The following is a 12,703-nucleotide window of genomic DNA, read 5'->3' on the forward strand; positions in this document are numbered from 1 at the left end:
GGCATGGCTGCACCACTACAATCACCACAGGCCCCACACCGCAATCGGAGGCCATCCGCCCATCAGCCGCTTAACCAACCTGCCTGGGCAGTACACCTAGCCTGCACTCTCGTCACCTCGGCCGGGGTCGCGTCGCGCCCCCGGCCGCGTGACTTGCCGCGTGCGTGATTTATGTAGCGTGCGTCAAAGGCGAGGAACGAGCCAGCACGCGGGAAATCACGCACGTTGCGAAGCTGACGGAAGAACCGCAACTGCCTAAGGGGCCGCCGTCGTGCTTCTCCACGTCCTAGTACCCCTGCGCGTCCAGCAGCGCGTCTTCCTCTTCCTCGGCCGTCGCCTTCTTCCGCTTGCGCACAGGGGCCGTACGACGGCGGGACGGCACCGCAGCGTGGACGGTCCCCGCTGACTCGGCCTCGTCTTCCTCGGCGTCGATGGCCGCGTTGCGGGCCTGCTGCCGAGCCGCGTAACCGAAGCCCACGAACATCAGCACGCCGAACGCGAACCACTGCAGCGAATAGGACAGGTGCGTGCCTTCTTCGGTGGACGGTTTCGGGAAAGCCACCGGCATGTCAGCGGACGCAGGCGTCTCCGAAGCCAGCTGGCCGTAGGCTCCGGTCAGCACCGGGTAGCCGAGCTGGGCCGCGTACGTGGGGAGGTCGATGGACGCCAGCTGGCCCTGCGGGGCGCCGCGTTGCAGCTCCGGTTCGCCGTGCTTCAGCCGGACGACAGCGGTGACCTGGCCGGAGGGTGGCGCCGGGACCGAGTCCGGGCTGCCGGGGTTGTTGTTGCCGATGGGCAGCCAGCCGCGGTCGATGACGACCGTTTCGCCGGTGGCCAGCTTGAACGGAACCACCACTTCGTAGCCCGGCTGGCCGTTCAGGGGACGGTTGCGCACGATGCGCTGGCCGTCGGTGTCGTAGGTTCCCTGCAACTGCACCTGCGTCCATTCCTTGGCGGGATCAAGCTGCGAGAACTGGTCCCGGGCCGCCGCGAAAGGAATGGGCGTGGCGGAGTAGTTGCTGACGACGCGATTAATCTCGGCGAGGGTTTCGGCGCGCCGGTCCATCTGCCAACGGCCCAGGAACACGCAGGCCGTGGCAAAGATCGCGGCCAGCAGCAGATAACCCAGCCATTTGCTGGAGAAGAGGAAACGGTACATTCAGTTGTCCTGCTCCAAAAGGCTGTCCGTGCTGCCGGGCTGAAGGGGAAGGGTTTCCTTCCACAGGCCGCGCGTCTGCAGGTAGTCTTCCAGCCAGCCGCGGTGGTCCTCGCAGGCCAGCCACGTCTTCCGGCGCTCCGGGGTGTGGATTTTGGGGTTGTTCCACAGCAGCTGCCAGGACGCTCCGGAGCGGCATGCCTTCCGGGAGCAGATAGCGGAGTCCGATGCTGCCGGGCTGGTTCCGGCGGCGAAATCAAAAATACTCACGGCCCCTGCCGCCCCTCTCCGTTGTCCGGTTCGTCGTCGTCATTGATAAGTTCGCCCTGCAGCACCTCGGAACCCTGTTCCTCATGACCCGTTGGCGGCGGCGGCGCTTCCAACTCGGCCAGCGGCGCTGAATCCAGGAGCGCGTCACTGTGCTCCTCAGCCATGTCGCTGCCGTTCGCAATGACTACCGCGATCCATGGCAGGAACACTGCACCGGCCACGGCGATGATCTTGAGCCAGCCGTCCAGGACAAAAATCATGACCAGGCACACCATGCGGATGCCCATCGCCAGCGCGTACTTGACCATGCGCCTGCGAATGTCCTCGGAATGGGATTCCGCGGCATCCGTAATGCTGTGGACTTCCGCGTCCTCGGAGAACCGGCCGGGTTCTCCGGGCACCGAACGTCCCGCGTGGTTTTCAAGGGTCACAGTGGTTTCTCACGCTCCAAAGGCTTGCGTCAATTCTCTCACCATCGGCAGTGGCACCCAAACCCGGGCGGGCCCGGGCGCTAAGATCGGAGGCAGCCAAATTCCACCTTCCTACCGCGGTGCATCCCGCCGCAGAATTCCGGAGTTCCTCCATGACTGAAGCAGTTACCGCCCCCCGCAGCGTCCTGATCACCGGCGGCAACCGCGGCATCGGCCTGGCCATCGCCAAAGCATTCCTGGCCAACGGGGACAAGGTGGCGGTTACTTACCGCAGTGAATCGGAACTCCCTGAAGGAATCCTGGGAGTAAAGGCCGACGTCACCGATGAGGCGTCCGTGGATGCGGCGTTCAAGGAAGTGGAGGCAGCCCACGGCCCCGTGGAAGTACTGGTGGCCAACGCCGGCATCACCAAGGACACCCTCCTGCTGCGGATGAGCGAAACCGACTTCACCTCAGTCATCGACACGAACCTCACCGGCGCGTTCCGTGTGATCAAGCGCGCGTCCAAGGGCATGATCCGGCTGCGCAAGGGCCGCGTGGTCCTGATCTCCTCCGTCTCGGGCCTGTATGGCGCCCCCGGCCAGATCAACTACTCAGCGTCCAAGGCCGGCCTGGTGGGCATCGCCCGGTCGCTGACCCGCGAACTTGGCTCCCGCGGCATCACCGCCAACGTCGTGGCCCCCGGCTTCGTCAACACGGACATGACGGCCGAGCTCCCGGAAGCGACCCAGAAGGATTACCTGGCCAGCATCCCCGCCGGCCGGTTCGCGGACGCCGACGAGGTGGCCAACGTGGTGCGCTGGATCTCCAGCGACGAAGCGTCCTACATCTCCGGCGCTGTCATCCCTGTTGACGGCGGTTTGGGCATGGGGCACTAACCTTCGAACCCCACGCGGCCGCCACCAGCGGTCCGGCCCTTCTTTGTGGAACCCGGACAACGGAATCGGCAAGTCGCGCTGGCATGATGGAGTTCAGAGCCGCTTCACTTTAGACGTTTCAAACAAAGGAGCCCAGATGGGACTGCTGGACAACAAGACCGCCATCGTCACCGGATCATCACGCGGGATCGGCGCTGACGTAGCCAAGATCCTCGCCGGCGAAGGCGCCGCCGTCGTGGTCAACTACCGCCAGAAGGCACCGCGCGCCAACAAAGTGGTCCAGGGCATTGAGGCCGACGGCGGCCGCGCCGTGGCCGTGGGCGCCGACCTGACCACCCAGGAAGGCGTGCAGGCGCTGGCCTCCGCTGCCATGGAGAACTTCGGTTCCCTGGACGTCCTGGTCCTGAACGCCTCTGGCGGCATGGAAACCGGCATGGGGGAGGACTACGCCCTCAAGCTCAACCGCGACGCGCAGCTCAACATGCTCAACGCCGCTGTGCCGCTGATGCAGGAAGGCTCCCGCGTTGTCTTCGTGACCAGCCACCAGGCACACTTCATCAACACGGTTCCCACCATGCCCGCCTATGAGGCCGTGGCCCGCAGCAAGCGTGCCGGTGAGGACGCACTGCGGGAACTCATCCCCAACCTCGCCGAGAAGGGCATCAGCCTGGTGGTGGTTTCCGGCGACATGATCGAGGGCACCGTCACCGCCACGCTGCTGGACCGTTCGACGCCGGGCGCCATTGAGGCCCGCCGCGCCGAAGCCGGCAAGCTGTACTCCGTGGAGGAGTTCGCCCAGGTGGTGGCCGGAATGGCCACCGCCGACGTCGAGTCCGGCCACACGGAATACGCCGGCGGCGCAGACTACTTCGGCAAGAGCGGCCAGTAGTCCACCGACTCAAAAGAGGTGCCCGGCGCATTTTGCGCCGGGCACCTCTTTTCGTCAGCCCCCGCGGGCGGTTCAGACCCCGGCGATGTGGCGCACCGCATCAAGGTAGGGCATGTTGACGGCAGAATCGGCGACGGCCCGCACGGCCGGCTTGGCGTTGAAGGCCACCCCAATCCCGGCTGCGCCCAGCATGTCGAGGTCGTTGGCGCCGTCGCCCACGGCGATGGTGTGTTCCATCGCGATCCCCTCGGCGGCTGCCCACTCGCGCAGGTACTTTTCCTTGGCCGCCCGGTCCACCACTGCCCCCAGGACCTTGCCGGTCAGGGCACCGTCAACGATTTCCAGTTCGTTGGCCTGCCAGTAGTCCAGGCCAAGGTCCCCTGCGATGGGCTCGAGGATCTGGTTGAATCCGCCGGAGACCACGGCTACCGGGTGCCCGGCCGCCTTGAATGCGGCCACGAGTTCGGCGGCGCCTTCGCTGAGCTTCACTTCGTGACGGACGGAATCGACGACGTCGGCCGGCAGCCCGGCGAGGACGGCCACCCGCGCGTGCAGACTCTGGGCAAAGTCCAGCTCCCCGCGCATGGCGGCTTCGGTGACCGCGGCAACCTCGTCCCGCTTGCCCGCATACGCGGCCAGGAGTTCGATGACCTCCTGCTGGATCAGGGTGGAGTCCACGTCCATGATCAGCAGCTTCCGGCTGGCCGAGCGCAGGTCCCCGGGCACCAGGGCGGTGTCCATTCCGGGGATGGCGGTCCCGGCCACGGCGCCGCGGAGCGCAGCCAGGCCGGCCTCCGTGGCATCCGGCAGTTCCAGTTCTGTGACATGCACCTGGTAGCGGTCGTCGCCGGCCGTGGATTCGGCTCCTACAGCTGCACCGTGCTCCGCGAGGATGGAACGCAGCTGCTCCAGTCCGGTGTCGGTCAGATTTTGGCCATAGCTGACCGCAGTCACGTTGGAAGTCATGCCTGCAATCTTAGCCAGCGGAAGAATGGTCCCGCGTATTCATTGCGGAGCGCTACCGGCCCGGCACCGCGGCCGGACACGCGGCGGGGGAGCGGTCACACCGGTTATCAGTCGTCCACTTTTTTGTCCTAGTGTCTATTCCTATGAGTGATGTTCTGGAACTGGACTCCGTTAGCGTTGTCCGAGGCAAAAAGACCCTGCTGGACAAGGTCGACTGGCAGGTCAACGAAGGCGAACGCTGGGTCATCCTCGGCCCCAACGGAGCCGGAAAAACCACGCTCCTCCAGATCGCGGCGGCACGCCTGCACCCCAGCAGCGGCAAGGCCGGAATCCTCGACGAAATCCTCGGCCGGACCGACGTCTTCGAACTGCGTCCCCGCATCGGCCTGTCGTCGGCCGCGCTGGCCACCCAAATCCCGGAGCACGAGAACGTCCTCAACGTGGTGGTCACCGCCGCGTACGGAGTCACCGGGCGCTGGCGTGAAGGCTACGAGCGCGACGACGAACGCCGCGCCTTCCGCCTCCTGAACGACTGGGGAATGGGTCCGCTGCTGAACCGGACGTTTGCCACCCTGTCCGAAGGCGAACGCAAGCGTGTCCAGATTGCCCGCGCCCTCATGACCGATCCCGAGCTGCTGTTGCTGGACGAGCCGGCCGCAGGCCTTGACCTCGGCGGCCGCGAAGAGCTGGTCCACAAGCTCGGTGAACTGGCCCGGGACGAGGCAGCGCCCGCGATGGTCCTGGTGACCCACCACCTTGAAGAAGTACCCCCGGGCTTCACCCATGCCATGCTGCTGCGCGACGGCGGCGTGGTGGCGGCCGGCCCCATCACCGAGGTCCTCACGGACAAGCACCTCAGTGAAACGTTCGGCCTGGCCCTGGACGTCACGGAAAATGGCGGCCGCTACGCCGCCACCGCCCGCCGCTAAGGGCGGGGCTGGACACTTACTGTGGAGATTCTTAGCAGCATCCTGGTCTTTTTCGCCGGCCTTTGGGCCGGCACCATCAACGCGGTGGTCGGCTCCGGCACGCTGGTGACCTTCCCAGTCCTCATCGCGCTGGGCATCACCCCCGTGGTTGCGTCCATGAGCAACGCCATGGGCCTGGTGGCTGGCACTGCCGCCGGCGCCTGGGGTTACCGGCGCGAGCTGGCAGGACGGGGCCGCCAGCTGCTGAAGCTGCTCCCGGCCTCGCTGCTCGGCGGGATCACCGGCGCCTGGCTTCTCCTCCATCTGCCGGAGAAAGTCTTCCATTACGTAGCCCCGGTACTACTGGTCCTGGCGCTGCTCATGGTGATGTTCCAGCCCAAGCTGCAGTCCTGGGTGCGCAACCGCGAACAGAACCCGGAGCATGCCGTCCGCGACCGCAGCCACGGCGTGCTGCTGGTGGTGCTCGTTTACCTGGCCGGCGTCTACGGCGGCTACTTCGTGGCCGCCCAGGGCATCCTGCTGGTAGGCATCCTGGGCGTCTTCCTCAGTGGAACCATGCAGAACGCCAACGCCATGAAGAACTTTTTGGTCCTGGGCGTCAACATGGTGGCTGCAATCTCCTACCTGCTGTTCGCCTTCGACCGGATCAACTGGCTGGTGGTCCTCCTGATCGCCGTCAGCTCCACCATCGGCGGACTCGCCGGCGCCAAGGTTGGCCGGAAGCTTTCCCCGAAAGTCCTCCGCGGCGTGATCTTCACCCTGGGCATTGTGGCGCTCGTCGTCATGGTGGCCAACCTCCTGAAATAGTCTTCCGGTGACTTTCCACTACCTTGAATCCGCCAGCGACCCGCGGGTCAGCGACTACACGACGCTGACTGACGTCCATCTCCGCAAGCTCCGCGAACCGCGCGAGGGGATGTACATTGCCGAGTCCTCCCGGGTCCTGAGGCGGGCCCTCGCGGCCGGCCACCAGCCGCGCTCGTTCTTCCTGGCGGAGAAATGGCTCGCCGACCTCGACGACGTCTTCCAGGCTTATCCTGACGTCCCCGTCTTCATCGGCAAAGCCGCCCTCCTGGAGGAAATCACCGGCTTCCACCTCCACCGCGGAGCCATGGCCGCCATGCAGCGGCCTGACCCAGTGCCCCTGCCCGAGCTCCTGGCCGGCGCCCGAAGGGTTGCGGTGCTCGAAGACATCGTGGACCACACCAACGTGGGCGCCATCTTCCGCTCTGCGGCCGCCCTTGACATCGACGCCGTCCTGGTTTCGCCGCGCTGCGGCGACCCGCTGTACCGGCGCAGTGTCCGCGTCAGCATGGGAACGGTGTTCCAGGTTCCGTGGGCGCGCCTGGACAGCTGGCCGGGTGACCTGCAGGTCCTCAAGGACCACGGCTTCACCGTGGCCGCCCTGGAACTGACTCCCGATGCGCTGGACGTCGACGCCGTCGCGGCCGGCAATCCGGACCGGCTGGCCCTGGTCCTGGGCACCGAAGGGGCTGGCATGAGCCCGGACACGCTGGCCGCCGTCGACCTCGCCGTGAAGATCCCCATGCGCAACGGTGTGGACTCTCTTAACGTGGCCGCGGCGTCTGCAGTGGCGTTCTGGGAACTGCGCCCCCGGCGCTAAGCCGGGACCCTGCAGGTGAAGGCCGGAAAGATGCCCTGGTGCGGTTCGCAGGTGTCGCCGTGATCCGCTATTATTGACTGCTGGCCCTCTAGTGTCTTTCGGCGCGGAACCGGCCATCCCATTCATACCTGGCAGCTGGCAAAATCCAGCTGCGCGAACAAAGGCCCCATTATGAAGTCTGATATCCACCCGAAGTACGCCGCCGTCGTTTTCAATGACCTGGCCTCCGGTACCAAGTTCCTGACCAAGTCCACCGTGTCTTCCTCGAAGACCATCGAGTGGGAAGACGGCAACACCTACCCGGTCATCGACGTCGAAATCTCCTCCGAGTCCCACCCGTTCTACACGGGCAAGCAGCGCATCATGGACTCCGCAGGCCGCGTGGAGCGCTTCAACGCACGCTTCAAGGGCTTCGGCGGCAAGAAGTAATTCTTCCACCCATAGCTTTTCGGAAAGCCCGCACCGGGAACGGTGCGGGCTTTCTTTGCGTTAGCGGCCCGTTGGCGGGGCAGGCACGCCGTACGGCAGGATGTAAACCATGAGCCATATGACCTCCCCGGACCAGGACGCAGCAACAAACCCCCGCCGGCACGGCGAGTACAAGGTCCCGGGCGGCAAGCTGGTGGTGGCGGACCTTTCCGTGGCCGGCGGCGTCCTGGCCGACGTCTCGATCAGCGGCGACTTCTTCCTCGAACCGGATGAGGCCCTCCTGGCCATCAACAGGGCGCTCACTGGGCTACCGGAAACCACCCCGGCCGCGGACCTCGCAGCGGCGGTCACTGCTGCCCTGCCCGCAGACGCAACCCTGTTCGGCTTCTCCGCCGACGCCGTGGCCGTGACCGTCCGCCGCGCACTGGCGAAGGCCACCTCCTGGGCAGACCACCACTGGAACGTCATCGCTCCCAACGTCCTCCCCACCGAAATCAACGTGGCCCTTGACGAGGTCCTCACCGAAGAAGTCGGCGCCGGACGCCGCAACCCCACCCTGCGGTTCTGGGACTGGCAGGAACCCTCCGTGGTCATCGGCAGCTTCCAGTCCGTCCGGAACGAGGTGGATCCCGACGGCGTGGCCCGGCACGGCATCAAGGTGGTCCGCCGGATCAGCGGCGGGGGAGCGATGTTCATGGAGGCCGGCAACTGCATCACCTATTCCCTGTACCTGCCCCAAACCCTGGTAGACGGGCTCAGCTTCGCCGATTCCTACCCGTTCCTCGATTCCTGGGTGATGGCCGCGCTGGAGAAGATCGGCGTGACAGCCTTCTACGTCCCGCTTAACGACATCGCCACGGACCAAGGCAAGATCGGCGGCGCCGCCCAGAAACGGCTGGCTAACGGCGGCATGCTCCACCACGTCACCATGAGCTACGACATCGACGCCGACAAAATGGTGGACGTCCTGCGCATCGGCAAGGAGAAGCTCTCTGACAAGGGCACCCGCAGCGCCAAGAAACGGGTCGATCCGCTGCGCCGCCAGACCGGACTGGCCCGCACGGACATCATCGAAGCCATGATGGACGTGTTCACGGGCCGGTACGGGGCCACGCACTCGGAGCTGACCGAGGCCGAACTCACTGCTGCGCGGGAACGTGCGGCCGCCAAGTTCGGCACCGAGGAGTGGCTGCACCGGGTCCCCTGAGCCGCTCCGCACACTGCCCTGCAGCGTCACTGCGCACGGTCAGTCCCGGAGCAGCGACCCGTGGCCGTTACGGCGCAGGGTGGGCCGGAGGTGAACCAACGACGGCGGCCTGCGCGGTGAGTACCCGCAGCAGGTGGTTGCGCTGTTCCACGATAATCCGCCGCAGGGCACGGGGAGCATCGGCGTTCGCCTCAAGCCAGGCGTCGGTCCGGCGCAGCACCGGGTGGGCGCCGGGGTCTGCGCCGTCGGCCAAGTCCTGGTCTGACGGGAACAGGCCCCGCACGATCCGGCTGGCGATCTCGATGCTGCGGCTGTCCCAGACATCCCTCAGGCAGCTGAAGTACGGCTCAACGTAGGGTTCCATGAGGGCCGCCGGGGCGGTGCCGAACCCGGAGATGGTCGCGGTCAGGAGCTGGTTGGACAGCGCTGTGCCCTCCACGGCTTCGGCCCAGGCCGCCGCCTTAACATCCGCCTCCGGCCGGGCAGCACCGGCCGTGGCGTGGCCGGCCCGTCCCGAGGCGGTGGTATCTGTGGCCAGTTCGGCATCGAGCTCTGCCGCGGATGCCTGGCCGTGGGCAGCGAGGGCGTGCCAGAAGTGCCAGCGGAGTTCGGCGTCTACGGCCAGGCCGGCCACCTGTTCAGAACCGTCCAGCAGCCCCCTCAGCAGCGGCAGCAGCGAAGCGTCATGCCTGCTGAGCGTTCCCAGCGTGCGCGCCCAGGCGAGCTGCTGGTCCGAGCCCGGTTCGGCCCGCCGCAACTGGGCGCCGGCGGTGCCCAGGAAGGAAGCACGGACGGCATCGCGGCGGGATGCGGGAGTGTAGCGTTCGACGGCGGTGCAGGCGTTATCGAGGATGTTCAGCAGCACGCCGATCCCGGTTTCGGACGGACCGAAGCTGGCCACCGCCGCCACGTACCGTTCGGCCGGGGACTCGCCGTCACGGGCCGAGTTCCACAGCGCCGTCCAGCACAGGGCACGGGCCATGGGGTCACTGATCCTGTCCAGGGAGGCAAGGACCGTGGCTTCGGAAACGGGGTCGAGCCGTACCTTGGCGTAGGTCAGGTCGTCGTCGTTGACCAGCAGGAGGGCCGGCCGGTGCCGCCCGGCCAGTTGGGGGAGCTCCGTCCGTGCACCGGCCACATCCGTTTCGATGCTGCCGCTCCGTACCAGGGCGCCGCCACCGTCGAAGTCGTACAGGCCCACCCGGAGCCGGTGCGGCCGCAGCTCGTCACGTCCCGTGACGGGGTCCGTGGCCTCCTGGACGATGACTGCCGAGCCAAGCCCGCCGTCGTCGTGCGCCGACGCTGTGGCGGTCTCCAGGGCCAGCATGGAAATTCCCGAAGTCTGCAGCCACTGGCGCGCCCATTCCGACAGGTCGCGTCCGGAGGCAGAGCTTAGGGCTTCCAGGAGGTCTGCCAAGGTGGTGTTGCCGTAGGCGTGCTTGCGGAAGTACTCCCGGGATCCGGCGATGAATGCCTCAAAGCCCACGTAGGCCACCAGCTGCTTAAGCACTGAGGCGCCCTTGGCGTAGGTGATGCCGTCGAAGTTCTGCTTGGCCGCTTCGAGGTCCGGGATGTCCGCGACGATGGGGTGTGTGGTGGGCAGCTGGTCCTGGACGTAGGCCCAGGCCTTGCGCTTGTTGGCGAAGTTGACCCAGGCGGTGTCCCAGTCCGTGGCCCGGTCCACGGCGAGGGTGCCCATGTAGTCGGCGAAGGATTCCTTGAGCCACAGATCGTCCCACCACTGCATGGTGACCAGGTCGCCGAACCACATGTGCGCCATCTCGTGCATCAGCGTGTTGGCCCGCGCCTGGTACTGGGCGTCCGTGGCCCGGGAGGTAAAGACGTAGCTCTCCGTGAACGTCACCAGCCCCGGGTTTTCCATGGCGCCCAGGTTGTATTCGGGCACGAAGGCCTGATCGTACTTGCCCCAGGGGTAGGGGTAGTCGAAGAGCCGGTTGAAGAAGTCCAGGCCGGCTTTGGTAAGCCGGAACAACTCGGCGGTGTCAAAGGATTCTGCCATGGAGGCACGGCAGTACAGCGCCAGCGGAACCTCCAGGTGAGTGCCGTCCTCCAGCGTTCCATGCCAATGGTCTTCAGCCTTGAAATATGGGCCGGCCAGCACGGTGGTGATGTAGGTGGACATCGGCAGGGTGCTGGCGAAATCCCAGCGCGCGGTGGCGGGGTCACTGGTGAGCAGGGTCCTGGCGGTTTCCACGCCGTTGGATGCCACCTGCCAGGAGGCCGGGGCCATCAGGTGGAAGGTGTAGGTGGCTTTGAGGTCCGGCTGCTCGAAGTTGGCGAAGACCCTGCGCGCGTCCGCCGGTTCGTATTGCGTATAGAGGTAGGTCTGGCCATCGGCGGGGTCCACGAACCGGTGCATGCCCTCACCGGAGCGGCTGTACAGGGCTGTTCCGGTGACCGTGACCTGGTTTTCCAGCTGCAGGTTGTCCAGCCTGATACGTGCACCGTCCACCACGTCCTCCACCGGCAGGCCCTTGCCGTTGAGGAACACGCTGTGCACGCCGCTGCCAATGAAGTCCAGGAACGTGGACGTGCCCGCTTCCGCGGCGGTAAACGTGATGACGCTGCGGGTGGTGTAGCCGGCAGCCTCCGGATTTTCGGCCTGGCGGACGTCGAGGGAGACGTCGTAGCTGGCGGTGCTGATCAGGGCCGAGCGGCCGGCAGCTTCGTCGCGGTGCAGATTCTCATGTGACACCCAGCTATCTAATCACGCTGCAAAGGCCGCCATTGCCTGCCGCGGGCGGCACGTCAACCGACGATGAGCAGGGCGGCCGCGAGGCCCAGGACTGCAATCAGCAGCCAGGATGCCAGCGCAGCCAGCAGGGCCCGCCCGCCGGTCAGGAGCAGCGTGCGGATCCGCACCGCGGACCCCAGGCCAAAGAGGGCCGCCCCCAGCAGCACATCCTGCAGCATGGCCCCTGCCTCCAGCCAGCCGTCCGCCAGCCATCCGGTGGAGCGCAGCGCCACCATGGCCACGAATCCGAGCACGAACAGCGGCACCACGGGCGGCAGGCCGGCGTCGTCCCCGGAAGGGCGAAGGGAAATCCGGTGGTGCGCGCCGGCCAGTGCCGTGACGGGCGCCAGGAGCAGCACCCGGGTGAGTTTGACGACGACGGCGATCGCCAGGGCCGCGGGGCCGGCGGTTTGCGCTGTGGCCACCACCTGTCCCACATCGTGCACGGACGCGCCGGTCCACGCGCCGAAGACCTCGGCGCTGAGCTGGAGCGGGTGGACCAGCAGTGGCAGGACGCCGATGGCCAGGGTGCCGCACAGGGTCACCAGAGCCACCGGCAGGACGGTGTCCACGTGGCGGATGCGCCGCACCGCTGCCATCGCGCCGATGGCTGAGGCCCCGCAGATGGAGAACCCGGTGGCCACCAGCAGCGATGTCACCGGCGGCAACCTGAACAGCCTGGAAATCAGGTACGTGCCGCCGAAACTTGCCGCGACCACGGCGGTGATCAGCACCAGCGCCAGCCACCCGAGGTCCAGGACGTCGCCGATGCCCACTTTCAGGCCCAGCAGCACAATTCCGCCGCGCATCAGGTGCTTGCCGGCGAAGTCCAGGCCGGGGCGGGCCCGTCCGGCCGTCCATCCTCCGGTCACCGGCAGGTTGGCGGCAAGGACCCCCAGCACCACGGCCAGGGTCATCGCCGGCAGGGACGGCACCAGCGCGTGGATGAGGAACGCGAGCACCAGGGCCACTGCCGCAGCGGCCAGGCCTGGCAGCAGCCGTGCGGCTCCCCGAGGGCGTCCCGGGCCGGGGGCGGGGGAGCTTCTGCTGACTGGCACTCACCCACTTTGCCGGACGGAGCCCGGAATGTCCGAACCGGCTGCGGGCGCCAACACGCCACAATGGAAGGCCGTTTATGAATTCGAAACAAAAAGGTGGTTGGCTATTGG

Annotated in this window: 13 protein-coding genes; 7 read left to right on the plus strand and 6 right to left on the minus strand. The window is 66.7% G+C overall.

Annotated elements, in window-relative coordinates; translation table 11 throughout:
* Positions 1–286: 286 nt before the first annotated feature.
* From ACFV4R_RS10690 to ACFV4R_RS10700, 3 genes are read right to left on the minus strand one after another with little or no spacing between them, the layout of a single operon-like run.
* Entirely contained in the window at positions 287–1,159 is an 873-nt protein-coding gene (locus tag ACFV4R_RS10690; protein WP_377203639.1) for an SURF1 family protein, read from the minus strand.
* Positions 1,160–1,426: a hypothetical protein gene (locus tag ACFV4R_RS10695; protein WP_377203638.1), complete on the minus strand. Its 267-nt coding sequence runs from the start codon at positions 1,424–1,426 to the stop codon at positions 1,160–1,162. It lies immediately after the preceding gene.
* Positions 1,423–1,857, minus strand: coding sequence for a DUF3099 domain-containing protein (locus ACFV4R_RS10700; RefSeq protein ID WP_377203637.1), 435 nt, complete (start codon positions 1,855–1,857; stop codon positions 1,423–1,425). Before ACFV4R_RS10700 ends, ACFV4R_RS10695 begins: the two co-directional genes overlap by 4 nt.
* 152 nt (positions 1,858–2,009) lie before the next feature.
* Between ACFV4R_RS10700 and fabG the strand changes: the two genes are divergently transcribed.
* Together fabG and ACFV4R_RS10710 are read left to right on the plus strand one after the other, a co-directional pair.
* Positions 2,010–2,735, plus strand: a complete 726-nt coding sequence (gene fabG / locus ACFV4R_RS10705) for a 3-oxoacyl-ACP reductase FabG (protein WP_377203636.1) — start codon at positions 2,010–2,012, stop codon at positions 2,733–2,735.
* A 136-nt stretch (positions 2,736–2,871) separates the two neighbouring features.
* A complete protein-coding gene (locus tag ACFV4R_RS10710; protein WP_091720162.1) occupies positions 2,872–3,624 on the plus strand; it encodes an SDR family oxidoreductase in 753 nt (250 codons plus the stop codon).
* A gap of 72 nt (positions 3,625–3,696) precedes the next feature.
* On the opposite strand, the gene serB is transcribed toward ACFV4R_RS10710, so the two are convergent.
* The gene (gene serB, locus ACFV4R_RS10715) at positions 3,697–4,590 is read right to left on the minus strand and encodes a phosphoserine phosphatase SerB (RefSeq protein WP_377203635.1); all 894 of its coding nucleotides are present in this window, start codon (positions 4,588–4,590) and stop codon (positions 3,697–3,699) included.
* A gap of 143 nt (positions 4,591–4,733) precedes the next feature.
* On the opposite strand from serB, the gene ACFV4R_RS10720 reads away from it, so the two are divergent.
* The 5 genes from ACFV4R_RS10720 (at position 4,734) to ACFV4R_RS10740 (ending at position 8,779) form a co-directional block, all read left to right on the plus strand.
* A complete protein-coding gene (locus ACFV4R_RS10720; protein ID WP_377203634.1) occupies positions 4,734–5,519 on the plus strand; it encodes an ABC transporter ATP-binding protein in 786 nt (261 codons plus the stop codon).
* Between the two features lie 21 nt (positions 5,520–5,540).
* On the plus strand, positions 5,541–6,326 hold the full coding sequence (locus tag ACFV4R_RS10725) for a sulfite exporter TauE/SafE family protein (RefSeq protein ID WP_091720171.1): 786 nt from the start codon (positions 5,541–5,543) through the stop codon (positions 6,324–6,326).
* A 7-nt stretch (positions 6,327–6,333) separates the two neighbouring features.
* Positions 6,334–7,143, plus strand: coding sequence for a TrmH family RNA methyltransferase (locus ACFV4R_RS10730; protein WP_377203633.1), 810 nt, complete (start codon positions 6,334–6,336; stop codon positions 7,141–7,143).
* Positions 7,144–7,314: 171 nt separating this feature from the next.
* Entirely contained in the window at positions 7,315–7,572 is a 258-nt protein-coding gene (locus ACFV4R_RS10735; protein WP_015937073.1) for a type B 50S ribosomal protein L31, read from the plus strand.
* A gap of 109 nt (positions 7,573–7,681) precedes the next feature.
* Positions 7,682–8,779 (plus strand): biotin/lipoate A/B protein ligase family protein, encoded by a 1,098-nt coding sequence (locus ACFV4R_RS10740; RefSeq protein WP_377203632.1) that lies wholly within the window; start codon positions 7,682–7,684, stop codon positions 8,777–8,779.
* 67 nt (positions 8,780–8,846) lie between these two features.
* Here the strand turns inward: ACFV4R_RS10740 and pepN are convergent, their stop codons facing one another.
* Together pepN and ACFV4R_RS10750 are read right to left on the minus strand one after the other, a co-directional pair.
* Complete coding sequence (gene pepN / locus ACFV4R_RS10745) at positions 8,847–11,495, minus strand: aminopeptidase N (RefSeq protein WP_377203631.1); 2,649 nt, start codon at positions 11,493–11,495, stop codon at positions 8,847–8,849.
* 53 nt (positions 11,496–11,548) lie between these two features.
* A complete protein-coding gene (locus ACFV4R_RS10750) occupies positions 11,549–12,592 on the minus strand; it encodes a YeiH family protein (RefSeq protein ID WP_377203630.1) in 1,044 nt (347 codons plus the stop codon).
* Between the last annotated feature and the right edge of the window lie 111 nt (positions 12,593–12,703).

The sequence above is a fragment of the Pseudarthrobacter sp. NPDC059871 genome (assembly GCF_042731175.1).
Lineage (GTDB): Bacteria > Actinomycetota > Actinomycetes > Actinomycetales > Micrococcaceae > Arthrobacter.